This is a genomic window from Luteolibacter sp. Populi (assembly GCF_040801775.1).
In the GTDB taxonomy this organism is placed as follows: domain Bacteria; phylum Verrucomicrobiota; class Verrucomicrobiia; order Verrucomicrobiales; family Akkermansiaceae; genus Haloferula.
In genome coordinates this window covers 5,168,768-5,193,981 of the sequence record NZ_CP161812.1, presented here as the reverse complement: position 1 = coordinate 5,193,981, position 25,214 = coordinate 5,168,768, and the positions used below count along the sequence as shown (strand labels likewise).

Annotated in this window: 24 protein-coding genes; 20 read left to right on the top strand and 4 right to left on the bottom strand. The window is 64.6% G+C overall.

Going from position 1 to position 25,214, the window contains the following annotated elements:
• The first annotated feature begins 98 nt into the window (after nucleotides 1-98).
• From ABWK72_RS21075 to ABWK72_RS21005, 15 genes are all read left to right on the top strand, one after another.
• On the top strand, nucleotides 99-1,364 hold the full coding sequence (locus ABWK72_RS21075; protein ID WP_367871553.1) for a hypothetical protein: 1,266 nt from the start codon (nucleotides 99-101) through the stop codon (nucleotides 1,362-1,364).
• Nucleotides 1,365-1,380: 16 nt separating this feature from the next.
• Nucleotides 1,381-2,607 (top strand): hypothetical protein, encoded by a 1,227-nt coding sequence (locus tag ABWK72_RS21070; RefSeq protein WP_367871552.1) that lies wholly within the window; start codon nucleotides 1,381-1,383, stop codon nucleotides 2,605-2,607.
• Nucleotides 2,608-2,615: 8 nt separating this feature from the next.
• On the top strand, nucleotides 2,616-3,071 hold the full coding sequence (locus tag ABWK72_RS21065) for an N-acetyltransferase family protein (RefSeq protein ID WP_367871551.1): 456 nt from the start codon (nucleotides 2,616-2,618) through the stop codon (nucleotides 3,069-3,071).
• 38 nt (nucleotides 3,072-3,109) lie between these two features.
• Nucleotides 3,110-3,895 (top strand): orotidine-5'-phosphate decarboxylase, encoded by a 786-nt coding sequence (gene pyrF, locus ABWK72_RS21060; protein ID WP_367871550.1) that lies wholly within the window; start codon nucleotides 3,110-3,112, stop codon nucleotides 3,893-3,895.
• Nucleotides 3,896-3,924: 29 nt separating this feature from the next.
• A complete protein-coding gene (locus tag ABWK72_RS21055) occupies nucleotides 3,925-4,854 on the top strand; it encodes an MBL fold metallo-hydrolase (protein ID WP_367871549.1) in 930 nt (309 codons plus the stop codon).
• 187 nt (nucleotides 4,855-5,041) lie between these two features.
• Nucleotides 5,042-6,028, top strand: a complete 987-nt coding sequence (locus ABWK72_RS21050) for a metallophosphoesterase (RefSeq protein ID WP_367871548.1) — start codon at nucleotides 5,042-5,044, stop codon at nucleotides 6,026-6,028.
• A 393-nt stretch (nucleotides 6,029-6,421) separates the two neighbouring features.
• A complete protein-coding gene (locus ABWK72_RS21045) occupies nucleotides 6,422-7,123 on the top strand; it encodes a TetR/AcrR family transcriptional regulator (RefSeq protein ID WP_367871547.1) in 702 nt (233 codons plus the stop codon).
• The gene (locus ABWK72_RS21040; RefSeq protein ID WP_367871546.1) at nucleotides 7,120-8,331 is read left to right on the top strand and encodes an SGNH/GDSL hydrolase family protein; all 1,212 of its coding nucleotides are present in this window, start codon (nucleotides 7,120-7,122) and stop codon (nucleotides 8,329-8,331) included. The genes ABWK72_RS21045 and ABWK72_RS21040 overlap by 4 nt, the downstream gene beginning before the upstream one ends.
• Nucleotides 8,332-8,396: 65 nt before the next feature.
• Nucleotides 8,397-9,734, top strand: coding sequence for a cytochrome P450 (locus ABWK72_RS21035; RefSeq protein ID WP_367871545.1), 1,338 nt, complete (start codon nucleotides 8,397-8,399; stop codon nucleotides 9,732-9,734).
• A 134-nt stretch (nucleotides 9,735-9,868) separates the two neighbouring features.
• On the top strand, nucleotides 9,869-12,097 hold the full coding sequence (locus ABWK72_RS21030; protein ID WP_367871544.1) for an RNA polymerase sigma factor: 2,229 nt from the start codon (nucleotides 9,869-9,871) through the stop codon (nucleotides 12,095-12,097).
• A gap of 7 nt (nucleotides 12,098-12,104) precedes the next feature.
• The gene (locus tag ABWK72_RS21025) at nucleotides 12,105-12,716 is read left to right on the top strand and encodes an HD family hydrolase (protein WP_367871543.1); all 612 of its coding nucleotides are present in this window, start codon (nucleotides 12,105-12,107) and stop codon (nucleotides 12,714-12,716) included.
• A gap of 56 nt (nucleotides 12,717-12,772) precedes the next feature.
• Nucleotides 12,773-13,543, top strand: a complete 771-nt coding sequence (locus ABWK72_RS21020) for an ABC transporter ATP-binding protein (protein WP_367871542.1) — start codon at nucleotides 12,773-12,775, stop codon at nucleotides 13,541-13,543.
• Nucleotides 13,540-15,150: a hypothetical protein gene (locus ABWK72_RS21015; protein ID WP_367871541.1), complete on the top strand. Its 1,611-nt coding sequence runs from the start codon at nucleotides 13,540-13,542 to the stop codon at nucleotides 15,148-15,150. The genes ABWK72_RS21020 and ABWK72_RS21015 overlap by 4 nt, the downstream gene beginning before the upstream one ends.
• 42 nt (nucleotides 15,151-15,192) lie before the next feature.
• Nucleotides 15,193-16,068, top strand: a complete 876-nt coding sequence (locus ABWK72_RS21010; RefSeq protein ID WP_367871540.1) for a methyltransferase domain-containing protein — start codon at nucleotides 15,193-15,195, stop codon at nucleotides 16,066-16,068.
• A gap of 81 nt (nucleotides 16,069-16,149) precedes the next feature.
• Complete coding sequence (locus tag ABWK72_RS21005) at nucleotides 16,150-16,578, top strand: hypothetical protein (protein ID WP_367871539.1); 429 nt, start codon at nucleotides 16,150-16,152, stop codon at nucleotides 16,576-16,578.
• A 31-nt stretch (nucleotides 16,579-16,609) separates the two neighbouring features.
• Here the strand turns inward: ABWK72_RS21005 and ABWK72_RS21000 are convergent, their stop codons facing one another.
• The gene (locus ABWK72_RS21000) at nucleotides 16,610-16,984 is read right to left on the bottom strand and encodes an EF-hand domain-containing protein (protein ID WP_367871538.1); all 375 of its coding nucleotides are present in this window, start codon (nucleotides 16,982-16,984) and stop codon (nucleotides 16,610-16,612) included.
• A 92-nt stretch (nucleotides 16,985-17,076) separates the two neighbouring features.
• Between ABWK72_RS21000 and ABWK72_RS20995 the strand changes: the two genes are divergently transcribed.
• Entirely contained in the window at nucleotides 17,077-17,517 is a 441-nt protein-coding gene (locus tag ABWK72_RS20995) for a 23S rRNA (pseudouridine(1915)-N(3))-methyltransferase RlmH (protein ID WP_367875363.1), read from the top strand.
• A 295-nt stretch (nucleotides 17,518-17,812) separates the two neighbouring features.
• Here the strand turns inward: ABWK72_RS20995 and ABWK72_RS20990 are convergent, their stop codons facing one another.
• The 3 genes from ABWK72_RS20990 to ABWK72_RS20980 all read right to left on the bottom strand — a co-directional run bounded on the left by ABWK72_RS20990 (nucleotide 17,813) and on the right by ABWK72_RS20980 (nucleotide 19,727).
• Complete coding sequence (locus tag ABWK72_RS20990; RefSeq protein WP_367871537.1) at nucleotides 17,813-18,010, bottom strand: hypothetical protein; 198 nt, start codon at nucleotides 18,008-18,010, stop codon at nucleotides 17,813-17,815.
• A 67-nt stretch (nucleotides 18,011-18,077) separates the two neighbouring features.
• On the bottom strand, nucleotides 18,078-18,884 hold the full coding sequence (locus tag ABWK72_RS20985) for a hypothetical protein (protein ID WP_367871536.1): 807 nt from the start codon (nucleotides 18,882-18,884) through the stop codon (nucleotides 18,078-18,080).
• 45 nt (nucleotides 18,885-18,929) lie between these two features.
• Nucleotides 18,930-19,727 carry a hypothetical protein gene (locus ABWK72_RS20980; RefSeq protein ID WP_367871535.1) on the bottom strand — a complete coding sequence of 266 codons (798 nt, stop codon included), beginning with the start codon at nucleotides 19,725-19,727 and terminating at the stop codon, nucleotides 18,930-18,932.
• A 139-nt stretch (nucleotides 19,728-19,866) separates the two neighbouring features.
• On the opposite strand from ABWK72_RS20980, the gene ABWK72_RS20975 reads away from it, so the two are divergent.
• The 4 genes from ABWK72_RS20975 (at nucleotide 19,867) to ABWK72_RS20960 (ending at nucleotide 25,159) form a co-directional block, all read left to right on the top strand.
• Nucleotides 19,867-21,603 (top strand): ABC transporter ATP-binding protein, encoded by a 1,737-nt coding sequence (locus ABWK72_RS20975; RefSeq protein ID WP_367871534.1) that lies wholly within the window; start codon nucleotides 19,867-19,869, stop codon nucleotides 21,601-21,603.
• A gap of 114 nt (nucleotides 21,604-21,717) precedes the next feature.
• Nucleotides 21,718-22,599, top strand: a complete 882-nt coding sequence (locus ABWK72_RS20970) for a hypothetical protein (protein WP_367871533.1) — start codon at nucleotides 21,718-21,720, stop codon at nucleotides 22,597-22,599.
• The gene (locus ABWK72_RS20965; RefSeq protein ID WP_367871532.1) at nucleotides 22,596-23,600 is read left to right on the top strand and encodes a hypothetical protein; all 1,005 of its coding nucleotides are present in this window, start codon (nucleotides 22,596-22,598) and stop codon (nucleotides 23,598-23,600) included. The genes ABWK72_RS20970 and ABWK72_RS20965 overlap by 4 nt, the downstream gene beginning before the upstream one ends.
• A complete protein-coding gene (locus tag ABWK72_RS20960; RefSeq protein ID WP_367871531.1) occupies nucleotides 23,597-25,159 on the top strand; it encodes a hypothetical protein in 1,563 nt (520 codons plus the stop codon). Before ABWK72_RS20965 ends, ABWK72_RS20960 begins: the two co-directional genes overlap by 4 nt.
• Nucleotides 25,160-25,214 lie beyond the last annotated feature (55 nt).

The window sequence follows — 25,214 nt, the reverse complement described above, 5'->3', positions numbered from 1 at the left end:
GGGGCCGAGATCCCGCCCGCTTTGAATATCCGCCGCCCTCCCCCCGTCACAGCTCCGGCTTGATCTCCAGAGCGATCCCATCCATGTCTTCCTCCATCATGGCGAGGCTTCTCCTTATCTTCCTGCTCGCCGGGCTGGCGGGCTGGGCGGGATCGCGGCGTGTCCCCGCTCCTTCCGGGGAAGACCGGGATTCCTCCGCCCCGGGGGAGATCCGCAGTTCCGCGAAGCCGCGCCTGCGCACGCCGGACGACTTCAAGTCGTGGGCGGCGTCCCGGGCTCCGCGGTTAGAGGCGCATGTGAATTGGTATACCTCTTACCAGGCCGAGCTCGGTGCCTGGTCACCGCAGGATATCCGCGCCGCCCTTGATCAAGGCATTCACGATCCCGCCGTGATCCTTAGCATGAGCCCGGAAAGCAAGGCGCTGCATGCGCTGCTCAGCGAGTGGACCCGCCGCGATCCGGATGCCGCCTGGGCTTGGCTCGAAAGTTTGCCCTCGGCCACGATGCGCTGGCAACTGGCAGGTTCGATTGCCGCCGGCTGGCCTGCCGAACGGGCCGAGGAAGCTCTCGAATTGGTCTTGGCGCACCGGGACTCCTTCGAAAACTCCAAAGGCTATAGCCATAGTCCCATCGTCCAAAAGGCATTCGACGCTGCCGCCGCCCGCGGTCCTGCCGCTTGCGATGCCATGCTGGCCCGGCTCCGCGCCCAAGGCCTGACCGCTTCCTTTGGGACGGATTTCCCGGCGGGCTTCGACTTCGCCGCACTGGTCCGACTCCCCACCGCCGCTGAAGAACTCGCCGAGGGCCGGGCCACTCATATCCTCGACGCCTGGATGGCGCGCGATCCGCAGGCGGCACTGGACTACATGGTATCGATGAACCGCGAGCAGGGGGCGGAGATCACCCGGAATCTTTTCAGCGGCTTCAACCGCACTCAGGGAGGGGCAGAGCGGACCGAACGCGCCGCCCGGCTCGGTGCCGCCATCGCCAGGCTACCCGAACTGGAACAGCACCAAATCGTCGAGGCGGCTACCACCGAGCTCTGGGCCGGGCCCGGCAACCTGAAGGCCTTCATCGGGGCAATTCCCGACGCCGCGTTGCGCGGGAGGGCGCAGCTCGCCGCCGCACGCGAGTTGATCACGAAGGACCCTCCCGCCGCCCTCGAATATCTCGAGGCCGGAACCGACCCGGCAAACCGCCTCGAACTCCTCCAGGAGATGCTGGCGGCAAGACCCAAGGAAGCCACTGCCTACAACCCCTTCTATCGCCAGCGCGAGCAAGCCGTTCGCAAGACCCTCGCTGCCTGGAACACCCCACCCGAGCGAGCCGATGCCTTCGTGAAACTGCTGTGGAACTCCCGCTGAATTTCATTTCCCCGCCATGCGCCGTCATCTCCTGCCCTCGATCCTTGCCGCGGCCGCCGGTCTTGCCGCCGGCTGGCTGGTGGCGCACGCGCCCTCAAGCAGCACCGCGGAGTCAGGCCCGGCTTCCGGGAAGAGTGTCACGGCTCCTGCCCGCCATCGGACCGATGGTCCGGAAGCGCCCCCGGCGCGCGACTTCACTTCCTATGCGAAGCGCGCCGCCCGGCCGCTGGAGCAGGAAGAAGCGGAAGCGGCAGCAGCCCGCATGAGCACCGGCGAGTTGCGCGAGGTCCTCCTCGCCGCGCCCGATATCGTTTGGGGCCGCTGCACGCCCGAGGACTACCTGCTCCACATCGCCGCGGATGCCGCCGCGGCCGAACTCTTCCGCCGCGAAGGGGTGGTCTCGATCGAGTGGGCCGAAGGCGCAGGCAAGAAAGCGGCGAATGCCGCGCTGCTAAAGGCGGGCTGCGCCGCGGATCCCGCAGCGGCGAAGCCGCACATGCAGTTTTTCGCGGAGACCTATGGCTATGAACTGGGCTGGAGTTTCGCCGGTGCCGCCCTAAATGCGGCGGCCCTGCGCAACGTGAACGACCTCCTGCAAGTCGAGAAACTCTGGAGCGGCGGGGGCTTCGACTACGTGCCCGGCTTCGCGGCCGACTTCGATTTCCCGACCTATCTCGCGCGGACCGGAGAACCCCGGATGAAGGAGACCGCGCTCGCCGCGTGGGCCGCCCGCGATCCGGACGCGGCGCTCGCCGCCTTCCGCGAGGGCATCGCCAAGGACCAGCACTGGACTGACGCGGCGTGGAAGATCTTCAACAGCCGTGCCACGCTCACAAGCGAAGAGGAGGCTGCCCGCTGGCTGTGTCCGGCCCTTACCGGCGCTCCCGACCCTGCCCGCTCCATGGCCATTGCCAATTTGGGGAGCGACCTCGCCCCCTCCCGGGTGGCTGCGCTGATGGAGAATCTGCCCGAGGATCGCGATCGCTTGAGTCTCGCCCTCGGTGCCATGCGCTCGGACATGAGCGGTGGCAAATCCTCGCTGGCAACGCTTCAGGCCCTGCCGGGCGAGGAGCTGAAAGTCCAAGCCTTGGCCAAGGCCTGTAGCGGTGGAAGGGACTCCCCTTATTGGCTCCGCAGCGGGTCGGCGGAGGACCGCCGGGCGCGGCTGGTGCCCCTGATGGACCAATTGCAGATCTCCGAGGCGGGCCGCCAACGCTTGCTTTCTGCGATCCCGGCGGGGTAGAGAAAGCGATGCCTGCCGCCTTTGAAATCCGCGATGCGGAGCCCGCGGACCATGAGATCGTTTTCGATCTCTACGAGGCGCTCTTCCGCCACCACGTCGAGCAGATCTGGGGTTGGAACCAAGAGTGGCAGATCGCGAATTTCGCGGAGGAATGGCGCAGGGCCCGCACGAGCGTGATCCTGGTGGAGGGCGCGATCGCCGGTTACCTCCAAGTCCAGCTTGAGGAGGATCACAGCTACCTGCTCTCGCTCGGGATCCTCCCGGCCAGCCAAGGAGTGGGAATCGGGTACCGAATCATGGAGGATCTGATGGACGAGACGGCGCTGCGGGGCCTGCCGCTCCGGCTCTCCGTGTTCCGGACCAATCCGCGTGCATTGAGATTCTACGAAGCGCTCGGCTTTCAGGTTACCGAGGCGACGCCGGAATTCCATCGGCTGGAGTGGCAGGCGACCGCCTCCAACTAGGAATTGCCCCCTGCCCGCCGCCTGCTAAAACTCCGGGCATGCGCTACCGCGAACGCCTCCAGGCCCGAATCGCCGTCACCGGTTCCCGCCTTTGCATCGGCCTCGATCCCCGGCCCGGCGAGGGCGGGATCGAAGCCGTCCCGGATTTCCTCAAGCAAGTCGTCGATGAGACCTGGCAATACGCCGCCGCCTTCAAGCCGAACATCGCCTACTTCGAGGCGATGGGCCTGCGCGGGCTCGAGATGCTTGAAAGCCTGATGGCTGTCATGCCGCGGGAGGTCCCGGTGATTCTCGACGCAAAGCGCAGCGACATCGGCGAGACCCAGAAGTACTACGCCCATAGTTACTTCGCGCATTTGAAGGTGGATGCGGTCACGCTGAACCCCTTCCTCGGCTACGATTCGATCGAGCCCTTCCTGAATTGGGAGGGCAAGGGGATCTACCTGCTGGCCGTGACCTCGAATCCCGGTTCCGCGGATTTCCAGCGCCAGATCCTCGCCGACGGGCGCGCGGTTTTCGAGCTGGTGACCGCGCTCGGTGAACGCGCCGCGACCGCGGGCATGGCCACCGATGTCGGCTACGTGGTCGGCCTCACGAATGCCGCAGGTGTTTTGCAACGGATCCCGGATGCCCCGCTGTTAGTCCCGGGACTGGGTGCGCAGGGTGGTGATATTGCGGAGCTGGCCGCCGCCGCGCGAAGCGCCCCGGATGTCATCAATGTCTCGCGCGGAGTGCTTTATGCCGATGATGGCTTCAGCTTCGGCGAGCGGGCGAAACGCTGGGCGGCGCGCATCGCACAATCCTACGAAGAAGCGGTCGCGTGAACCGGTATTCACGTTAGCTTGCCGCGTTCATGCCGCAAAAACCGACACATCCCACATCGGGCAAGGTCACCGCCCAGTACGCCGGCCTGATGCCCCACAAGGGCTGGCCGGGGCGGAATTACAAATTCTTCCGTCACCGGATCGTCCCCGGGATGTTCCAGAAGCGCGGCGGCCTCGCCCAAGAGCCGGTGCTTAGCATCCCGGACAACGGCTGCGTGCGCGTGACCTGGGTCGGTCATGCGTCTTTCCTGCTTCAGTTCGCGGACCATTCGGTGATGATCGATCCGAATTGGGCGCGCTGGCACGGCTTCGTGAAACGCCTGCGCGAGCCCGGGCTGCCGCTCAAGGCGATCCCGGAGCTCGACCTCGTCTTGGTCAGCCACGCGCACTTCGACCACCTCCACAAGCCGAGCCTGCGGGTGCTCCAGGCCCGCGGCGGGATCGTCGTTCCGCGCGGCAGCGCCAGCCTCGTCCGCCGGCTCGGCTTCCCCGCGGTGCATGAGATGAAGATCTGGGATAACATCGAGTACAACAGCCTCAACGTCGTTCACACCCCCAGCCACCACTGGGGCGCCCGCTACATCCACGATGTCCACCGCGACTATGGCGGCTACATCATCGAGTCCGGCGGCAAGAGCGTTTTCCACTGCGGGGATAGCGCGTGGTTCGACGGCTTCACCGAGATCGGCCGGCGGCACCAGAATATCGATGTCGCTCTGATGCCCATCGGGGCCTACGAGGCTCCCAGCGGGCGCGACGTGCACATGAATCCCGAGGAAGCTGTCCGGGCTTTTGCGGAGCTGGGGGCGAAGGTGATGATCCCGATGCATTACGGCACTTTCCCGCTTGGCAACGAGCCGATCGGGGAACCGGTCGAGCGGCTGCTGATGGAGGCGGATCGCCTGGGTATCAGCGAGAAAATCCTTATCCCGGAAGAGGGAGTGGGAATCGAGTGGTGAGCGGCAGGGACTTTTCTCCGAAAGGCGGACTGAATCCTCACTCCGATGCCGGTTCATATAAAACCGCCTCCCGGAGATGCGGCCATTGCTCCAAGAGGCGAAGGCCCCGGGGTCGTCGCCCCAAGCGTCCAGACCATGGCTTTTTCCGCAAGATTGGAGGGCTTTCGGAACGTATCCTACCACGCCGATGAATACTCCTCTTACCCGTCGCGAGGCCCTGAAGACCGGCCTGATCTTCAGCAGCGCCTTCCTCACCGCCGGCTGGCAGAGCCGTGCCCACGCCGCGGGACCGCGGACGGACTTCGGCAAGAAGGGCCTGCACTTCCTGGCAGTCGGCGACTACGGCACCGGGAAGGACGCGCAGAAGAAGGTGGCTGCCCGGATGAACGAATTCGCCGGCAAGCTCGATGCGCCACTCACCTCCGTCCTGGCGCTCGGTGACAATTTCTACAACAAGCTGGACGAGGCTCGCTTCGAACGGGACTTCGAGAAGATGTATTCCAAGGAGCACCTCGGCTGCCCCTTCTACGCTTGCTTGGGGAACCACGACTACGGCCCGAAGTATGACTCGAAGCAGGGGCCGGCAAAGGCGGACATGCAGCTCGAATACGCGCGGAAGAACCCGACCTCCCGCTGGAAGATGCCGGCGAAGTGGTATGCCGTGGAATTCCCGAATCCCGCGACGCCACTGGTAAAGATCATCTACCTCGACGGCAATTTCTTCGAAGGCGCGATGACCCCGCAGGAGAAGCTGGACCAGAAGCGCTGGCTGGAAGCGGAACTGAAAACGGGAAGCCGCGCCAAGTGGACTTGGGTCGTCAGCCACTATCCCATGTTCTCCGACGACAAGAAGCGTCAGGACAGCAAGACGATCATCAAGAACTGGGGCGCTCAATTCCAAGCGAATCCGATCTCCCTCTACCTTTCCGGGCACGATCACAATCTCCAGCACCTGCAGGTAAAGGACTATCAGCCGAGCTTCCTGGTCTCCGGCGGTGGCGGGGCCTCGACCTACGAGCTCACGCCGTCCGAACGCGGCTTCTCCAAGCAGGTCTTCGGCTTCAATCACATCCACGTGACTGACGAGCGGATCACGGTCCAGCTGGTCGATGTCGATGGCAATTGCATGCATGCCTTCGAGCGCGAGCATTCGGGGAAGGTGCGGGTGCTGTAAAAGATGCCGCCGGATGGCGGCGCAGCCGCTTTGGAGTGCGGCGTGCATCGCCGCTTTCGTGCGGGTCGACCCGGAAGCCGCCGCATGGAATCCACCCTTACTCGACCTCTGTCCGCCGGACAAAAATGCGGCGACCGCTCCGATCCGATCCGCGGCCTCGAATCGCAGCGTTCCGGAAGAGTCGCAGTTTCCAGTAGCAGTGCGGATCGTTCGGGACATTGAGGCAGGGGAAAATTGAAAGGTGGATTCAACACGGCGATCTTTGGCCAGATTCGCCCAAAAGCGGCGATGCTCGCCGCACTCCAAAGCGGCTGTGCCGCCCAATCACGGCACTTTCAAGTTTCAGAAACCCTTCCCTCTTGACTGAATGACTCATTCAGTCATCTTCCTCCCATGCCCGTTCTCAAGGCGGATATTTCAGGCAAGCGCCTCCGCGAACTCGCCGAGGCGGGCATGAAGGTCTTTTGCCGGCAGGGTTTCGAGCGCTCCCAGATGGCGGATGTCGCGAAGGCCATGGGCGTCGCCGTCGGGACGATCTACCTCTACGTGGAGAGCAAGGAAGCGCTCTTCGACCTGGTGATCCGCCACGACTCCACCACCGATCCGGGCTGGCTCGATTCACTTGAGATCCCCTTCCCCACGCCCGCTCCCGGCGCCACGCTGTCCTATCTGAAGGAGATCTTCAGCCGCACCGAGTGGCCTTGCCTGGCCGCGGCGCTGGCGAAGAAGCGGGTGAAGGATCCCGCCGCCGAATTGGCCGGGGTGCTGCGCGAGCAATACGCACTGATCCGCCAGCACCGGCGCGGGCTCTTGCTACTGACCCGCTCGGCGTTGGAATTCGCCGGGCTCGTCGAGGTCTTCGTCCACGGCCTGCGGGACAAGCTGCTGGACCAGCTCGTCCGCTACATCGAGCTGCGGGCGAAGACCGGCCAACTCCGCGCTCCCGGCGACCTCCGCGCCACCGCGGCACTCATGGTCCAGGCCATTACCTGGGCCAATCTCCAGCGCCCGCACGACCCCGGTCTGGCCGCTCTCGACGAGGCCACCGTCGAGGAATCCACCATCGAACTCCTGGTCCACGGACTCTTGCCATGAAATCCCTGCTCATCCTTCTCGCCACCCTCGGCGTCGCCCGCGCCGACTTCGCCCTGCGGGATGGCGATACGCTTGCCTTCCTCGGCGATAGCATCACGGCTGCGCGCGGCTACACCAAGGTCGTGGAGCATTACACGCTGATGCGCTTCCCCGAGTGCAAGGTCCGCTTCATCAATGCCGGCCAGGGCGGCGATACCGCCAACGGCTGCCTCGCACGCCTTGACCGCGATGTCTTCGCGAGAGGCGCAACCGTCGTCACCGTTGCCTTCGGCATCAACGACATCGGCTGGGGCACCAAGGCCGACGACGAGCACAAGAAGCTCTACCTCGATGGCATCCGCAGCATCATCGCACGCTGCAAGGAGAAGAAGGTCCGCCCGATCATCTGCTCGCCCGCCATCACCGCCGAGGCCCCCGACACGGCGGAGCGCGGCTATCTGCAAACGATGACCGACGAAGGACTGGCGCTCGCCAGGTCGCTCGGCGCCGAAACCATCGACCTCCAGCGCGGCATGCGCGCAGTCCAGCGCCGCGTGCTGGATCACAACCGCAATGCCAAGCCCGCTGACCAAGCCCGGCTGCACGTGAAGGATGGCATCCATCTCGATGACCTCGGCCAGGTGGCCATGGCCTATGCGATGCTCAAAGGCCTCGGTGCACCCGAGGATGTTTCCTCAGCCATCCTCGATGCCGCCACCGCGAAGGCCGAAGCCAAGGACTGCACCGTCTCCGGGATCGAAGCCAAGGACGGCGGCATTGCATTCACCCGCCTCGATACCGGACTACCCCTCAATCTAGGCCCCTTCACCGGCTTGCAGTATCGCTGGGTCCCGATGCCCGATGGCATCAACCGCTACCAGCTCTGCGTGAAAAATCTCCCTCCCGGCGAATACCAGATCACCGTCGATGGCCGCGCCATTGGCAAGGAGAACGCCGGCAGCCTCGCCCGCGGCGTGAACATCGCCTCGAAGACCGCCAACGGCTTCGAACCTGGCGGTCCATGGGACGCACAGTCCTGCGTCGTGAAGGAATTCGTCGATGCCCGCGACAAGCTGTGGATGGGCGGCCATTTCCAGGAAACCCTTCTCGCTTCCGCAGGAGACGCCATTCCGAAAGAAGTCGCGAAGCAGGACGAAGCACTCGTCGCCCTTCAACGCGCTGCCGCCAAGCCGCGCCCGTATCGCTTCATCATCACGCCTGCCAAGTAATATCACCACCCGCGCAGCACGCTCCGATTGATGATTGGAAGATTGGTGATTGATGATTTCCCCGTATGATCCGCCTCGCTCCAGCCGTCCAAGAACCCCGCCACTGGCTGACGGGACCGGTCCATTACGTCCGGGAGGATCCGCTGAAATGGATCCCGCACTGGGCGGCGCAGCATGGCGATCTCTTCACCATCAGCTCGCGGCTCGGCAGTGCCACAGTGGTCGCGGATCCGCAACTGGCGCGTCAGGTCCTGGCCGACCATTACCCGCACTACATCGAGAAGAGCCGCTCCTACGTCGTGCTGCGGATCCTGATGGGCAATGGCCTGGTCACCAGTTCCGGCGAATTTTGGCGCGGCCAACGCAAGCTCACCCAACCGGCCTTCCACCGCCGTAGGCTTGATGCGATCTTCGCGATGATGGTCGAGCGTTCGCGCGATTTCGCCGGACGCCTGGCGGAGAAGGCGGGAGAAGTCGATATCGCGCCGCTCTTCTCGCAACTCACCCTCGAGATCATCTCGCGGGCGATGTTCAGCACGGATGTCGATGCCGCCGCCGGCTCGGTGGGAAGCCACATCGCCACGCTGAATGAAACCGCGCTGAAGATGCTGGCCCAGCCGTGGCGCTTCTTCCTGCCACGGAGTTTCCCGACGCCCTTCACCAAGGTCGAATACCACGCCCGCGCCTCGCTCGATGGCATCGTGCGCGGGATCATCGCCCGCCGCCGCAAGGACAATGAGGATCACGACGACCTGCTCGGAATGTTCCTCTCCGCCTGCGACGAGGAAACCGGCCGCGGGATGAGCGACAACCAGCTCCGCGACGAGGTCATGACCATGTACGTGGCCGGCCACGAGACCACCGCCAACGCCATGGCCTGGCTGCTCCATCTCGTGTCCACGCATCCGGAAGCCGAGCAGAAGCTGTTAGAAGAAATCGCCGCCTCCGGCGATGCTCTGGAGACGGGCAACCTCGCCGCCTTCCCCTACACCCGCCGGGTGATCGAGGAATCTCTCCGCCTGTATCCGACGATCTGGTCGGTGGGCCGTTGCTGCGTGAAGGATGACGAGCTGGGCGGCTACCACATCCGCCGCGGAACGAACATGATCATCCCGATCTTCCACTTCCACTGGAGCGAGCAGTGGTGGGACGAGCCCAAGAAGTTCGATCCCGACCGCTTCCTGCCCGAGCGCCGGCCTTCCTCCGAGATCTACATGCCCTTCGGCGGCGGACCGCGGAGCTGTATCGGCAATCAATTCGCGATCCAGGAGCTGGTGATCATGACGGTGGTCTTCCTCCAGCGCCTGCGCTTCCGCCCGGCCGAGGGCTTCGAGGTTAAGCCGGACGCGCTGATCACCCTGCGCCCGAGAGGCGGCATGAAGCTGCGGGTGGAGGAGCGGTAGCGGAAGCTAAGGAATCCCCTGTCCATCGCGACCGGGACATCTACCATCGGCAGCGCTCGCGCCCTGCCATTTTTCCCGGATGTCACAAACCGGCAACGGTGACGATATTAGGGTAGAACCGCCTTCATCCCACCTTGTCCGTCTTCCGCCACTCTCCCGATTCCTGTGATGCCGACCGCTGCGATGCGGACTTCCGCAGGTATGTCGTGGCAGGCGATGCGGAAGCCTTCCGCCGCCTCGTCGAGCGCCATCTGCCCTTGGTGCAGGAAGCCGCCGCGCGGGTGCTGGGCAGCCGTTCCGGCTGGGTGGACGACGTTGTGCAGGACGTCTTCCTGATGCTCGCCCGCAAGGCCCGCCAATTGCCGCCGGACATCGTGCTCGCCGCTTGGCTCCACCGCCAGGCCGTGCGCCGCGCCATCGACGTCGTGCGCTCGGAGTCGCGCCGCCGGAAGCGGGAAGAGGCGGTCGATCTCGCTCCCGGTGAAAGTGAGGATGGCGATTTGTGGAACGCCATCGCGCCGCGGCTCGACCGCGAGATGCTGCGCCTGTCCGAGCAAGACCGCGAGGTATTGGCCCTGCGCTTCATGGAGCGGCGCAGTTCCGAAGAGATCGCGACCCGCCTCGGGGTGAGCAGCGTGGCGGTCCGCAAGCGGGTTGAGCGCGCCCTCGGAAAACTCCGCGAGCGCCTCGCCGGACCGCTGCCCGGCACCCTTACCGCCACCGCGCTCGCCGCCTATCTCAGCGTCCCCACGGCGAAAGCCGCCTCCGCCGGGAAAGTCGCCGCCATCTGCTCCGGCAGCCTCGCCGCCGCCCCGGCGCTACCACTCACGACCCTGACCCTCATGACCAAGTCGCATCTCTATATCGCCAGCGCCGTGCTCACCATCGGCGCGGGTGCCTTTCTTGCCGGCCGCAGCAGCGTGCAAGGGAACTCGCGGACCGATCAGGCGAATGAAGCCGGCACGGCCCATTCCGCAGACCTCCCGGGAGCGGAGAAGAGCGCACAGGCCCTTGCCCGCAGGACGACCGGTGGCAGCAGCGATTTCCCCAATACCAAGGAAGGCCGCCTGGCCATGCTCCGGATGATCCTCAGCAATGCCGATGCCCTCTACCGAGGCCAGGCCTTGGACCGCTTCATCGCGCGCCTCGACCCGGCGGAGTTCAAGGACATCGTCGGCTATCTGAAGACGTATCGCCCGAATTCGGATCTTGAGTCGCAAGCGGTCGCCTCCGCGGGCCAGTGCCTGATCTCGGCATGGGCACAGCAGGATCCGGTCGCCGCACTCGAGTTTCTGAGCGGTGGCGGGGACAATGCTTCTCTCCTGCAAATGATCGCCAGCGTCTGGGCAGCCCGCGATGCCAATGCCGCCATCGCTTGGGCGAAGGCCCGGCCCGGCTACAAGGTCGGCGAGGACCGGGAGGATCCTTTCATGTTCGGCCTGATCGGGAGCCTCGCCAGCCATGATCCCGCGAAGGCCACCGCGCTGCTGACGGAGATGCCCTTCGGCATGAACCGCCGCAGCGCCCTGACCGGCATGATCCCCTACATCACCGCGCAGGGCGAAGAGGCGATGCTGCAGTGGATGGACGGCCTGCAAGACGAGAAACTGAGGAAGGGTGCCGCCAACCTCATCGCCCGCGAAATCGCCAACAGCAACCCGCAGACGGCCGCCGAATGGATCGTCAAGCGCATGGGCAGCGATACCGAGTTCAGCAGCATCAACTTCGTCTTCGAGCAATGGATGCGGAAGGACTCCGGCGAGGCCCTGACCTATTTCGAAACCCTGCCCGCCGGCAAGGTCCGTGCCGACGCATTCAATTCAATCGTGACCCAACTGTCCGATGGACAATCCTCGCGGAATGACGAAAACGCCGATTGGATCATCGAACGAATGGGGGAAGGGAAACTGCCTATCTATTCCATGAGCTGGGTCGTCGAACGCTGGATGCAGAGGGACTCCACGGCGGCCATGGGCTACTTCGAAACGCTCTCCGGTAACGATGCCTCCGCGGTATCGACTGCGATCGTCAAGCAGCTTTGCACGACCGATCCATCCGCAGCCGGTGCTTTTGTCGAAGCTCACCCTGATAGAATGAGCGATGCGGCAATCGCGAAAGTGACCAGAACGCTGGCAGCTTCGGATCCATCATTCGTGACCCACATGCTGGAAAAGAGAACGATCTCCGACCGGAACTACATCGCGGCCATGATCTCCTGGCTCACCGTCCGTCCGCAGGAGGCGGAGCGCTATTTCGATGACAATCTCGACAGCATGCCGGAGCAGGCGAAGCGGTTCTACACGACCTCCAAGGGAAAACTGGCAAGTGACGCCATGATGGCCCCCGCACCCGCCGGGCCTTGAAATCCCTTTGCCCTCCCGGGCCTCTGCGCCCACCCTCGGCGGCGTGATCGATGCCGCGCTGCAATTCATCCTCGAATGCGACAAGCTCAAGGCGGTGGAGCGCCGCTCCAGACCGGTCGGCATGACCCGCCGTGAGAATTCCGCCGAGCATAGCTGGAGCCTCGTGCTGATGGCGATCACCCTGGCTCCGGAAGTCGATCCCGCCCTGGACCTCCTGCGCATCCTCAAGATGCTGACCCTCCACGACATCGTGGAGATCGATGCCGGAGACACCTTTTGCTACGCGGATCAGTCCAACAAGGCCGCGCTGGAGGAAGCCGCCGCCGATCGCATCTTCCACATCCTGCCCGCAGATCGGGCGGAAGAGTTTCTGACGCTTTGGCGCGAGTTCGAGGAAGGGATCACCCCGGAGGCGAAGTTCGCCAACGCCATGGACCGGCTGATGCCGCTTCTGCAAAACCACGCGAACAACGGCTCAAGCTGGCTCGAGCACGGGATCAGCGCCAGCCAGGTGCTCCAGCGGGCCAACGGGATTTCCGGCGTTTCCCCGGATCTCTGGGCCCGCGTCCTCGCTCTGGTCGAGTCCTCGAGCGCGGCGGGTTGGCTGCGCAGGCCATAATGCGACACGCTTTGTAATCGTCTCTGCCGGGGACTTCCGCCAGATTTCCCCGCAGCGTGATTTCCCTCCACCGTCTCACCAAGCAATTCGGCCTGCAGACCGCTGTCGATTCGCTCTCCCTTGAGATCCCCGCCGGACAGATCGTCGGTCTCCTCGGACCGAATGGCGCAGGCAAATCGACCACCCTCAAGATGCTCACCGGGATGCTGATCCCTACCTCGGGCAGCGCCACCATCTGCGGGCACGACCTGCTGAAGGAGCCGATGGAGGTGAAGCGCAATGTCGGCTTCGTCCCGGATTCCGGCGCGGTCTTCGAATCGCTGACCGGCCTCGAATACCTCGAAATGGTCGCCGCGCTCTACGGCATCCCGGCGGAGGCGGCGCGCGAGCGGATCCGCCAGTTCATCGCCTTCTTCGACCTGAGCTTCGAGACCCTGACGGACAAGCTGCTGGGCGCCTACTCGAAGGGCATGCGCCGCAAGGTCGTGATCACCGCAGCCCTGCTCCACAATCCGCCGGTGGTCTTCTTCGATGAACCGCTCGACGGCCTCGATGCGAATGCCGCGGTCGGCTTCAAGGCCCTGATCCAGACGCTAGCCCGGGAGGGCAAGGCGATCGTCTACAGCTCCCACATCCTCGACGTGGTGGAGCGGGTCTGCGACCGCGTGATCATCATCGACAAGGGCAAGCTGCAGGTGGATGGCGCTCCGGCCGAACTGGTCGCCGCGCACAAGGCGCGCTCGCTGGAGCAGCTCTTCACCCGCCTGACCGGTGGTCAGGATCTCGAACAAAAGGCGGAGGACTTCGCGAAAACCTTCCGCCCGTGAGCAGCCCCGTGCCATCCCAAGCCAGGACCCTGCAGAAGCTCTATCTCGCGCTCTTCCTGCGCGGCCGCAGCTCCCGCGGCCTGCAGAAGGACAAGGCCCCGCAATCGATCGGCAGGAAGCTCTGGGGCACCTTGGCCCTCTACGCCGCGGTGGGCCTCATCGCGCTGACCTTCGCCGGGCAGGGAACTTTCGCCCTCTCGATCTATCTGCACGCGATGTCGCTGGTCTTCCTCGGCATGTTCATCGCCGCCTCGGCCGGGGAGATCCTTTTCAACAAGGATGAGGCGGAGATCCTGCTGCATCGCCCGGTGGATTCGCGGACGCTGCTGTGGGCGAAGGTAGCGGTGCTGGTGCGCGTCTCGCTGTGGATCACCTGCGCCTTCAATCTCGCCGGGATGGTCGCGGGCAGCCTTTCGGACAAGGGCTCGCCGTTCTTCGCGCCGGTGCATTTCATCTCGATCTGCCTGTCCGCGCTGTTTTGCTCCGGCAGCGTGGTCCTGCTCTATCAGCTCTGCCTGCGCTGGTTCGGCCGCGAGCGTCTGGACAATCTGATGACCACCGCGCAGGTGCTGCTGGCGGTGCTGATGGTGGTGGGCAGCCAGATGGTGCCGCACCTGATGATCGGCATGCAGGGCAAGATGGATCCGCTCGCGAACCAGACCTGGCTCTTCCTGCTGCCGCCGGCTTGGTTCGCCTCGCTGGACCAGGTGCTGCTGGGTGGCGGCAAGCCGGCCGCGTGGATCATGGCCGGCACCGGCGTGCTGGCCACCGCCCTCGTGCTCGGGCTGGCCTTCGGCCGGATGGCCCGGGTCTATGAGGAAGGCCTGCAAACCCTGGCCGAAAGCCGCCCGCGCAAGGAGCGCCGGCCCGGGAAGAAAAGGTTCCTGGATCTTCTGACCGATGCGCCGCCGCTGCGCTGGATGCTGCGTGAACCGGTCACGCGCGCCGCCTTCCGGCTCGTCGCCGCCTATCTGGCCCGGGACCGCGACATGAAGCTACGCCTCTATCCCGGCCTCGCGCCGATGATGGTCATGCCGATGGTCTTCATGGTCCAGAGCCTGCGGGACAAGGACGGCATAAACTGGGGCGTCGCCATCGCCGCCGGCTATCTGGGGATGATCCCGCTGACCGCGATGACCATGCTGCAATTCTCCCAGCATTGGCAGGCCGCCGATCTCTACCGGCAGGCCCCGGTCCAGGGCCCCGGCCCTTTCATCCACGGTGCGGTGCGGGCCGTGTGCATCTTCCTCGCCGTTCCGGCTATGGCACTGCTGGTGGTGATCACCTGCTTCCTTCCGCATGGCCCGAGCCAATTGGTCACCCTCCTGCCCGGGATCATTGCCCTACCTTTCTTCGCCCTCTTGCCGGGCGCGCTGGAGAAGGCGGCCCCGCTCTCCAAGCCCGTGGAAGAAGCCAAATCCGCCTCCCGCGGCGGCTTCATGTTTCTGGCCGTGTTTCTTGCCCCGCTGATTCCCGCGCTGGGCCTCGGCGCCCGCCATTTCGGAATGCTCAGTCTCTTCCTCCTCTTGGAAGCGGCGTTGATCGCCGTGGGATGTTGGTTCCTGAGCCGCGCCATCGACCGCAAGGCGTGGGATCCGCTGGAGTAGGTTTCCCTGCTTTTTCATTCGATGTTCGATGTTGGACGTTCGATGTTCGATGTTCGCCTCCCCTCATCCCGGTGCTACTCTCCCGCCGTGATCACCGCGGCGACCACCGGCGAAGCGGTAGCTTCCCATTACGACGAGCTCGACCCCTACTACCGTTCGCTGTGGGGCTCCCACGTCCACCACGGCCTATGGGAAACCGGCCGCGAATCGCCGGAGGAAGCGGTGCTGGCCCTCAGCCATCGGGTCGCCGCCCGCGCCGCGATCGGCACCGGGCAGCGCGTCTGCGATGTCGGCTGCGGCTACGGCGGGACTTCCCGCCTGCTGGCGGAGGAATACGGCGCGCGCGTCACCGGCATCACCGTTTCCCGCTTGCAGTATGAAGGGGCCATCGCCCCCGGCGGCGACAACCCGGCCTTCGTCCTTCAGGACTGGATGGCCAATGATTTTCCCGACGAGTCCTTCGATGCCGTCATCGCCATCGAAAGCACCGAGCACCTCCCCGATGTCGCCCGCGGCATCCGCGAGATGGCCCGCGTCCTCGTCCCCGGCGGGCGGCTGGTGATCTGCGCGTGGATGGTTGGACCCGACCCCGCGCGATGGGAAACCCGCCATCTGTTAGAACCGATATGCCGGGAGGGCTGCCTGGTCGGCATGGGGAATGAAGCCGACTACCGCCAGCGGCTCGCCGCCGCCGGCTTGACCCTCGAAAGCGCGGAGGACATGAGCCGCCAGGTCCGCCGCACCTGGCCGATCTGCATCCGGCGGACGATCCGCGGTTTCTTCAGCGATCCCGGACTCCGCCGCTACCTCCTCCAGGACCATGGCCGCAACCGCGTCTTCGCGATCACGCTCATGCGGATCTGGCTTGCCTATCTCACCGGGGCGATGCGCTACGTGATCTTCACCGCGGTGAAGTAGCGTCGATTCTCCCTAACGAATTCACCTCCCCTTCATTCCGCCATCGTCTTCAACGGTTCCACTCCTCCCGCCTGCCGATCCATGACCGAATTCCTCTCACCCGTCCTGCGCCTGATCGGTGCCTGCCTGATCGTCCAGTCCTTCGCCCACATCCATCTTCACCGCCGGCTCAAGTGGAAGGAAGAGGCCGCGCGGATGTCGCCCTTCAATGCCGCGGTCTTCCACGTCCACATCTTCTTCGTCTGCCTGGTGCTGGTGATGATGGGCCTGCCGATGCTGGTCGATCCGGGCTTGCTGTTAGAAAAATCCCGCGCCGGTGCCTGGGCCTCGTGGCTGCTCTGCATCTTCTGGGCCACCCGCCTGTGGTGCCAGTGCGTGACCTACGATCCGCGCTGGTGGCAGGGCCAGAAATTCGAGACCGCCATGCACCGCCTCTTCACCCTCGTGTGGCTGGTCCTGACCGTGATCTTCGGTCTCTGCGGCGCGCTGCAGGCGGGATGGATCGGGTAGATGAAGCGGCTTCCGGTTGGTGACCGGAAGATTACTCGACGATGACCCTCTCCTTGGGCGGCTTGGTGGCCTTGTTCGGCGCGGTCGGCGCGGTCGGCTTCGCGGGCACTTCGGGCACCGGCAGATCGATCACCCGCTCGGCTTCCCAACGGGAAATCGAGCCGTCCTTGGTCACATCGTAGTGTTTCATCGCAGCGTCCAGCTCGTGCTGGTCCACCCCTTCGATCCCGGTTTCCTGGAGCCCCAGCTCGATCTCCTTGCGAGTCAGCGAACCGTTGCCGTTGTAGTCGAAGCGGTCGAACTTCTCGAGCAAGCCCATCATCTTCCGACCGCGGGCCGCTTCCGAATGGGGATCCTGATGGGCACAGGCGGCGAGAAGCAGTGGCAGGAGCGACAGGTATTTCATCTGCCGCCCATTTCTCCCGAAAGGCACGATCCCGACAAGTGGGAAAGCGGATGCGCATTGACGCCGCCGCCCGCCGCGCGGGATGGTCCCGCGTGCGCATCCGGATCCTCGCCGCCGGCAAACCTGCCCTGGCCTATGCCAAAAGCGGCGTGGAAGAATACCTCAAGCGCCTGGGCCGCTACGGCAGCTACGATCTGGAATACCTGAAGGCCGGTGATTCCGAAAGCGTCTCCGCCGCCCTCTTGGAACGTTCCGCAGGCAGCCTCCGCATCGCCATGGACGAGCGGGGCGAAATCCTCAGCACCGCCGCATGGGCGGAGCGCATGGCCGCTTGGGAGATGCGCGGTGATATCAAGACCCTGTGCATCCTCATCGGTGCCTCCGACGGCCACACCCCCGCCCTGCGCCAGGCCTGCGATGCCGTGTGGTCGCTTTCCAAGCTCACCCTGCAGCACGAACTCGCGCTGGTCGTTCTGCTAGAGCAGCTCTACCGCGTCGCCACCCTGCGGAAGGGCGAGCCGTATCATCGTTGAGCGGCCGAAGGCAGGGACCGCTCTCCGAGCGGTCCGGCGGATGGCGGCGGTCTTATATGAACGGCATCGGAGCGAAGTCTCAAGCCGTCCCCAGCCGGACCTTTCGGAGAAAGGTCCCCGCCTATGCAGAGCCCCGCCTACCGCCGCGGCTTGTCCTGGATCGGCCCGAGGACCGAAGCCCCCGGCCCTGTCTGGTTCCACGGCAGATTGCTTTTCTCGGTCACCGGTCCTTGCGGCTTCTTTTCACCGCCGCAGGAGGTCAAGGCAACCCACACTGCCAATCCGAGAAAGAGCCTCATCGGCGCGGGGTGCTGGGAAGTGCGCCGAAGGCACCGCCGCCGCCTTGGCCGGGGATCGGCTTGTTCCATGGCAGGGTGGTCGAGGAATTCGGGGGCGGGACCGGCTTGCGGGTGACCTCCTCCTCATCCCCCGTCTTGCACGAGGTCAGGGGTAGCACGGCAGTGAACAACAGGGTCGCCAAAAGGAAGCGCATGCCCGGAACATAAAAAAGCCTCCGCGGCTTGCAAGCTCGCGGAGGCGGGAAAAACAGCAGGTCGGGCTCAGTTCGTGGCTGGCTCGGCCAGGATCACGGTGTCGCCGGGCTGGATGCGGGCTCCGGGAGCCAGCGTGTTCTGATCGATTTCGGCAATCGTCTGGGACGGCTCGATCGAGGAAGGCTTCACTTCAGCGATCAGGCGGCCTTCGCGGCGGACCAACAGTTTGGTCTGCGGGGTGAAGCCGGTGTTGCTGCCAGCACCGATGATCACGAAGCCCCAGTCCTCATTGACTGCCGAGACCGTCGCTTGCATCGAGTTGCGGCGGATCCGGACATCGCGGGAGGAATCACGCTCGGCGAGGCGGGTGATCTCTTCCTGATTCTGGGCCACGTTCTTCTCCAGTTGTTCGATCGCGGTCTTGAGCTCTCCGAGGCTATTCTCCTTGGCCTTGCGCTCGGCTTCCAGCTTGGCGATTTCGGCAGGCAGTTCCTCGATGCTGTTGACGGCGGCGTCCTTGAGGATTTCGTTGGCCTTGGCCTTGGCCTTGTCGAGTTCAGCCATCTTGGCCTTCTGCTCCTCGATGGTCGTGTTCACCGTCTGGATCTCGCGGGTAAGCTGCTTGCCCTTCGAGACCAAGGTCTGGATCGACTGCTTGACGGCCTCGCGCTCGCGGTTGGCTTCGTCGCGCTTGAGGACCTCAGCATCAAGTTCGGTCTGCTTCTTGGTCTTCTTTTCGGTTAGAACCGCGTTCTTCTCCGTAGTCTCGACCTTCACCGCACGCTGGTCGTTGAACTTCGCGACGTTCTGGAAGGAGAAGAAGGCGGCGGCTCCGATGGCCAAGAGGGCCAGGACGTAAAAAATGGCTTTCATTTCGGGGCTTTTGAAAAGTTGTGTGATTGCTGGGAACCCTCTGGCTTAGCGATTGGCAGGGGGAGGGCTGCCGACAGCATCGGAACCCGGGACCACGCGGTCACCCACCATCAGGGTGGTGTCCTGTGTGACGGAATCCGGCACGATCTCGGCAGCGGCGCGTCCGGCTTCCACCGAGCTGACCCGCAGCTTGGCGACCACCGCACCATCGCGGACCACATCAAGCGGCGAACCCGAGACGACACCGGAAGTATTTCCGATCGGCAGCGTGACGAAGCCGTAGGCCGGGTAGATCGCGGCGACGCGGGTGCCAGCGAAGAAGGAACGCTTGTTGGAGTAGTTCTGGTTCTTGTCGCTGTAAGACTTCATGACCCCTTCCGTGCGGGTCTTCTCGCCGGTCAGATCGGCGGTCTTCGCTTCGCCGGAGGCGATGTCGAGTTCCAAGCCACTGAGCGATTCCTTCAGGGTTTGAAGCTTGGCCACCAATTCCTCGATCGTGCCGAACTCCTTGGTCTGCTCCTCGAAGTCGGCGATCTTCTTACCCATCGCTTCGGACTCGCTGGTCTTGGTGTCCTTTTCACCTTGAAGAACGGTGTTCTTCTTGGTTTCGGCCGTCTCGGTTTCCCGTAGACCCAAGGTCTCCTTTTCCGTCCCGATGCGCTCGGTCTCGGTGGTGTTGAACTCGTCCACTACCGAATTGAATTCGGTGGTGAGCTTGGCGTTCTTGTCCTGCTCGTTTTGACGAGCTTTGATTTCAGCCTGATAGGCGTCCTTGTTTTTCATCGCAAGGAAGCAGGCGGCGGCGAGTGCTATGGCACTGAGAATGGCAAATACGTTGGCCATGGGGTTTTATCTGGTGACGGTTGGGTCTTGTTCTAAGGCGCAAGCTAGGGAGCCTCCATTGCACCCGGCAATACCAAAATTCGCGATTGTGAAACGCGGATTTACAAAGGATGGACACCGCAGCACCCCGCAACGTTCGATGAGTTCAATACCCCGCGTTTTCTCTTACCTCAGGCACTACCCGGGCCTCGCCACCGCCCAGCTCGCCTGTGCACTGGGCATGACCCTCGCCGTCTTCGTCTTCCCGAATGCCACCCGCATCGTGATCGACCAGATCATCCCGGAACCCGCACGCCACGGCGAATTCAAGTTCTGGGTCATCGCCTCGATCATCGGCTTCCTCGCCAAGGACGGCCTCAACTCGCTCCGCATCTTCGTCAATAACACCTTCGAGCAGAAGGTGATCTACGATATCCGGGAGGATCTCTACTCGAAGATCCAGCAGCTCCCGCTGCGCTGGTTCGACACCCGCCGCACCGGCGACGTGATGACCCGCGTGGTCGAGGACGTGACCAACATGGAGCGCGTCCTGATCGATGGCGTCGAGCAGGGCCTGGTCGCCGCGCTACAGGTCATCGGAGTCGGCTTTTTTCTGTTTTACCTTAATCCGGCGGTCGCCGCATGGGCCACTTTGCCGGTCCCGCTGCTCGCCGTGGGGGCTTGGATCTATTCGACACGGGGCCGAGACCGCTACCGCAACCAGCGCGATGCGTCCTCGGATTTGAACGCGATCCTCCACGATAATATTTCGGGAATCCGTCAGATCAAAGCGTACGCCGCGGAAGGACCGGAACTCGGCCGCTTCAATCACTACTCCGAAGCCCTCCGCAAAGCCTCCCTGCGGATGATGAAATGGTGGGCGATCTACTCCCCGCTGATGTCCTTCGTCCGGATGATGGGCTACGTCTTCGTGCTCGCCTTCGGTGGCCGGGCCGTGATGCACGGCGAGTTGAAGCTCGGCGAACTCTCCGCCTTCCTCCTCTCTCTCTCGCTCTTCTACGATCCGATCGACCGCCTCAACGGCCTGAACCAGATGATACTCTCCGGCCGCGCCGCGGCCGACCGGGTCTTCGAGATCCTCGATTCCGAGATCGAGCCGAATGCCGTCGAGGGTGCCGCCCTGCCCGCGCAGATCCGCGCCCATGTCCGCTTCGACAAGGTGTCCTTCGCCTACGGCGAGCAGCCGACCCTCAACGAGGTCGATCTCGAAGCCCTGCCCGGCCAAACCGTCGCGCTGGTCGGCTCGACCGGAGCCGGGAAATCGACCGTGCTGTCCCTGCTGACCCGCTTCTACGAGCGCGACAGCGGCGCGGTGACCATCGACGGCGTGGACATTTCCACCCTCTCCAAGCAATCGCTGCGCGAGCAACTGGGCTACGTGACCCAAGAGCCCTTCCTCTTCAACGGCACCGTCCGCGAGAACTTGATCCTGGCCAAACGCGAGGCCACCGATGCCGAAATCTGGGCCGCCCTCGATGCCGCCCACGCCGAGGCCTTCGTCCGCAACCTGCCCAAGCAGCTCGACACCAATGTCGGCGAGCGCGGCGTGAAGCTTTCCGGCGGGGAAAAGCAGCGTCTCTCGATCGCCCGCGCCCTCCTCAAGAACGCCCCGATCCTGCTGCTCGACGAGGCCACCGCCTCCGTAGACAGCGAGACCGAGCGCCAGATCCAGGACGCGCTCGACCGCCTGATGCAGAACCGCACCGCCTTCGTCATCGCCCACCGCCTCTCCACCATCCGCAATGCGGACATCATCTACGTCCTCGAGAAAGGTCGCGTGATCGAGCAAGGCACCCACGAGGAACTCCTCGCCCGCGGCGGCAAATATGCGGAGCTCTGCCGGAAATCTTTCCTGAACCAGGAAATCCCCGCCTGACCCCGAGGCCCCGCGCCTCGCTCCGGATCTACCAAGCTGTCGATAAATTCCCCGCCTGCCTGCTTCGAATAAAAGTCTGACACATTCGTCCTAGAGACCCATCCTCCGCACTGAATGAAGCCCGGCTACCTCTGGCTCCTGCTACCGCTCGCCGCATGGTCGGGCTACAAGACGGCTCCACCGAAAGTGGCGCAGGCCGTGTCTGCCAAGAAGGAACCAGCCGCAGCACCCGATCCCGCAGTGGCCACCTGGGCCTCACAGTTGGAAAAGGCGAACGTCGCGGATCTTGAGAAGCAGTTCCTCGAACTCTTGGCCCACCCGGATTCCCCGGATGGGCCGGATCGCATGAATCTCCTCTGCGCCCGCTGGGCGGAACTGGACCCCGCCGGAGCCTTGGCATTCTTCAAGGCAAACAAGGATCCCGGCTCGGCCCGCCAGCGGCTCCTGGCCCAATGGGCTCTGCTCGATTCGGAAGCCGCGTGGGCTGCCATCCCGCCCGGGCAGGAAAGGGACTACGATCGCGAGGCCGTCATGCGCATGCTCCTCAACGAGGACCGCGGGATCTTCATGCAGTGGTTCCGCAAGAACCCGGCCGTGATTCCCGACGACGATCTCGCATGGACGCTGCTCGCTGAAAGCCATGGCAAGGAATTGGAGCAGATCGCCAAGACACTCTTGGAGAAGGCCGCACCCGGGGACGGCCCCAGCTATGGCGCAGGCAAATTCTTCGCACTGTTAGCCAAGTCCAAGGCCGCGCGCGATCCGGCTGCCGCCTGCCAATGGGCGGCCGGGCTCGACCCGCGGGTCCGCGATGGAGCCCTGCACGCCGCCCTTCAGCAATGGAGCGAGAGCGATCCCCAGGAGATCTGGAAGCGGCTCAATTCGGACGACCCCTTGCTTGGCAGCTACAAGAAAACCGGGAGTCACGGAGACTCACTGGGGGGCAGATCCTCCAGCGCATTGTTAGGGAGGACCCGGTGCTGGCCCTGCAGATGATCCGCGATTCGGGCGAAGCTGCCAACGATCGCCACGGGGCCATTCAGACGATCCGCCTGTCATTCCCGCGTCTGCTCGCGAGCGGCAAGCTTTCCGCGGTCGAGGCCTACCGCCTGATCGACTCCGCCAAGGCCGGGCACTCCGTGCTGGGGCTAAATACCCTACCGCAAATCTGGAACGGGCTGTCCGCGGATGGCTTGGCCGAGGCCGCCCGCAGCCTCGCCGCCGAACCGCCGGGCGACCAGCTTGGCCGCGCTCTCGGAGGCGTCGCGAATGCGTGGATGAAAGCCGATCCAGCCGCCGCAGCCGCCTTCATCGCGCAGATCCAAGACCGGGAACTGAGGGCGGACGCCTACGCCGGTTGCTTCGCGAGCGGTTCAGGCGGGGAGGTCGGCCCCAGGGCGCAAGCGGAGATCCTGGCCGGCATTCCGGCAGACGACCGCGCCGAAGTCTTTGCCAGCTATTTAGCACGCTACGGCGATCCGAAGCCGGGGGAGCGCAATTGGTCCGGGGTCAAGATCGACCCCGAACTTCTCGGCCCGGTCTTCAAGGACCTGCCACCCTCTCCCGCCCTGAACCGCTCGATCACGATTACCACCCGTGAATGGGGCCAAGAAAATCCGGCCGCGGCGCTGGCTTGGGCGGACAGCCTCGCCGATGGCGGCACCCGCCAGGCGGCCTATGCCGGGACCTTCGAGGGCTGGGCATTCCAAGATCCCCATGCCGCCGCTAACTGGCTGGCGGACAAGGCCGAGGGTTCGGAGCGGGATGCTGCCACCCTGCCGCTGGTCCGCAATCTCCTGAAATCCGATGCCGGCGCGGCTTGGGAATGGTCGGACTCGATCGGCGATTCCGCACTGCGCCTCGATGCCCGCGTTTCGACGCTGCAGGCGTGGTCGAAGCGCGACCCCGAGGCCGCGCAGGCCGCCTATCACCAGATCGCATCCACGCTTCCCGCCGCGGAGGCCGCCAAGCTCTCCGCCTGCCTCACCGGCTCATGAAGTTTCTGCTGCCACTCCTCGCCAGTCTCGCCGCCTTCTTCACGGCACGGCATTTCGGCGGCATTCCGGAAAGCGCGCTAACGGTGGCACCACCGGCAGCAGCCGAGCGCAGCGAACTCCGCGGCCTGGCCCGCCAGAAGGACCGCCTCGTCCAGCGGAATTGCACTTCGGTGGCGGCACTTGAGAAGCTCTATCGCTCCGGAACCCTCCCGGACTTCGAACTCCAAGCCGCCCTACGCCAAGCGGCCGCGCATGACCCGGAAGGAACCTGGGACTGGGTGGACGCGCGGCAGATGTCCCCCTTCCAGCGCGCCGACCTCCTCCGAGCCGTGGCCGGAACTTGGTTCAAGACCGACCCCGATGCCGTCCTGGCAAGGCTCGCTACCGCCGGCTATTGGGAACGGGGCCAGATCGCCGGTTCCTTGATCGGCCAGCTGATGGCCGGCCCCGACGGAAAGATCGCCGCCACCAGCGCCCAGCTCGACCGCATCCTCGACCTCGCCTACATTGACGCGCCGAACACCTTTCAGAACTGCTCTGCCGAAGGCGCTGCCAAGCTGCTGGCGCTGCCGGCGGGAAGCTCGCGCGACCGCCTGCTGGAAATGTTCGCGGCGGTATGGCTGCAGCGCGATCCCGCCGCCAGCTCGGCCTGGTTCCAGCAGCTTCCGGCCGGGATCCGCAACGAGGCCGGCGCTCAATTCGCAGAACGCGCCTTGGCATCTCGTGGCGAAGGCCCGTCGGCAGCCCGCAGCTTTGCCATCGGCTGGCTCTTGAAAGACGCTCCGGCCGTGGCCCGGGCCCGCTTGGGCGCGACACTCGCCGATACCATGGCCGAGACCGACCCCGCCGCGGCCCTGAAGTGGGCCAACGAAAATCTCAGCGCCCGCCCGCTGGCCGAGGCCACCGGCAAGGTCATCGCCCGCATCCTCGCCAGCGATCCCGAGGGTGCTCGCCAGATGGTGGCCTCCCTGCCCCCCGGAAACTCCCGGAATTCCGCCGCCAACGGTCTCGCCGGGGCCTGGATCACCAAGGAACCGGCTGCCGCGGTTGCCTGGTGGCTCCAGAATATTGCCGAGGAAGTTTCGCGCGATACGAACTACGGAAGCCCTGCCTACCAGTTGGGGTCGAAGTGGGGCAAAAGCGATCCGCAATCCTTCCGCGACTATTTCGCGGATCCCGCGGCGACGAAGTTACCGGACGCGATGATTCGTTCTGCCATGAAGGAGATGATGGCCAACCGCGAGGCGACCTTCGATTGGCTGGCCACCCTGCCTGCCGAGGGCCGTGGACCCTTGATCAAGGCCGCCTATCACGAATGGGTCTACACGGCCCCGGTCGAGGCGGCAGCAGCTTTCGACTCCCGGCCGGAACTCGCCAACGGCGACGTCGCCCAGCAGGTCGCGACCGGTTGGTACCGAAGCGATCCCAGGGCTGCCGTCGGCTGGGTCTCCAAGCTCCCGTGGGGCGGCGTCCGCGAGTCCGCGATCGCGGGCTTGAAGAAAATGGCCGAACGCAAGGGCGGCAGCGCGCCGGAGGATCTGAAGAAACTGCTGCCCTGAAATCCGGCATTTCTTGAAAATGCCTGACAGCCCGAGTAGCGCCGGGCAGCCTCCG

Bases quoted from the DNA above. Each gene is read 5' to 3' on its own strand.
- ABWK72_RS21035 (WP_367871545.1), top strand. From the start codon at position 8,397: ATGATCCGCCTCGCTCCAGCCGTCCAAGAACCCCGCCACTGGCTGACG.
- ABWK72_RS21065 (WP_367871551.1), top strand. From the start codon at position 2,616: ATGCCTGCCGCCTTTGAAATCCGCGATGCGGAGCCCGCGGACCATGAG.
- ABWK72_RS21050 (WP_367871548.1), top strand. From the start codon at position 5,042: ATGAATACTCCTCTTACCCGTCGCGAGGCCCTGAAGACCGGCCTGATC.
- pyrF (WP_367871550.1), top strand. From the start codon at position 3,110: ATGCGCTACCGCGAACGCCTCCAGGCCCGAATCGCCGTCACCGGTTCC.
- ABWK72_RS21055 (WP_367871549.1), top strand. From the start codon at position 3,925: ATGCCGCAAAAACCGACACATCCCACATCGGGCAAGGTCACCGCCCAG.
- ABWK72_RS21040 (WP_367871546.1), top strand. From the start codon at position 7,120: ATGAAATCCCTGCTCATCCTTCTCGCCACCCTCGGCGTCGCCCGCGCC.
- ABWK72_RS20990 (WP_367871537.1), bottom strand. From the start codon at position 18,010: ATGCGCTTCCTTTTGGCGACCCTGTTGTTCACTGCCGTGCTACCCCTG.
- ABWK72_RS20960 (WP_367871531.1), top strand. From the start codon at position 23,597: ATGAAGTTTCTGCTGCCACTCCTCGCCAGTCTCGCCGCCTTCTTCACG.
- ABWK72_RS20985 (WP_367871536.1), bottom strand. From the start codon at position 18,884: ATGAAAGCCATTTTTTACGTCCTGGCCCTCTTGGCCATCGGAGCCGCC.
- ABWK72_RS20975 (WP_367871534.1), top strand. From the start codon at position 19,867: ATGAGTTCAATACCCCGCGTTTTCTCTTACCTCAGGCACTACCCGGGC.
- ABWK72_RS20965 (WP_367871532.1), top strand. From the start codon at position 22,596: ATGATCCGCGATTCGGGCGAAGCTGCCAACGATCGCCACGGGGCCATT.
- ABWK72_RS21000 (WP_367871538.1), bottom strand. From the start codon at position 16,984: ATGAAATACCTGTCGCTCCTGCCACTGCTTCTCGCCGCCTGTGCCCAT.
- ABWK72_RS21075 (WP_367871553.1), top strand. From the start codon at position 99: ATGGCGAGGCTTCTCCTTATCTTCCTGCTCGCCGGGCTGGCGGGCTGG.
- ABWK72_RS20980 (WP_367871535.1), bottom strand. From the start codon at position 19,727: ATGGCCAACGTATTTGCCATTCTCAGTGCCATAGCACTCGCCGCCGCC.
- ABWK72_RS21010 (WP_367871540.1), top strand. From the start codon at position 15,193: ATGTTCGATGTTCGCCTCCCCTCATCCCGGTGCTACTCTCCCGCCGTG.
- ABWK72_RS21045 (WP_367871547.1), top strand. From the start codon at position 6,422: ATGCCCGTTCTCAAGGCGGATATTTCAGGCAAGCGCCTCCGCGAACTC.
- ABWK72_RS20970 (WP_367871533.1), top strand. From the start codon at position 21,718: ATGAAGCCCGGCTACCTCTGGCTCCTGCTACCGCTCGCCGCATGGTCG.
- ABWK72_RS21005 (WP_367871539.1), top strand. From the start codon at position 16,150: ATGACCGAATTCCTCTCACCCGTCCTGCGCCTGATCGGTGCCTGCCTG.
- ABWK72_RS21070 (WP_367871552.1), top strand. From the start codon at position 1,381: ATGCGCCGTCATCTCCTGCCCTCGATCCTTGCCGCGGCCGCCGGTCTT.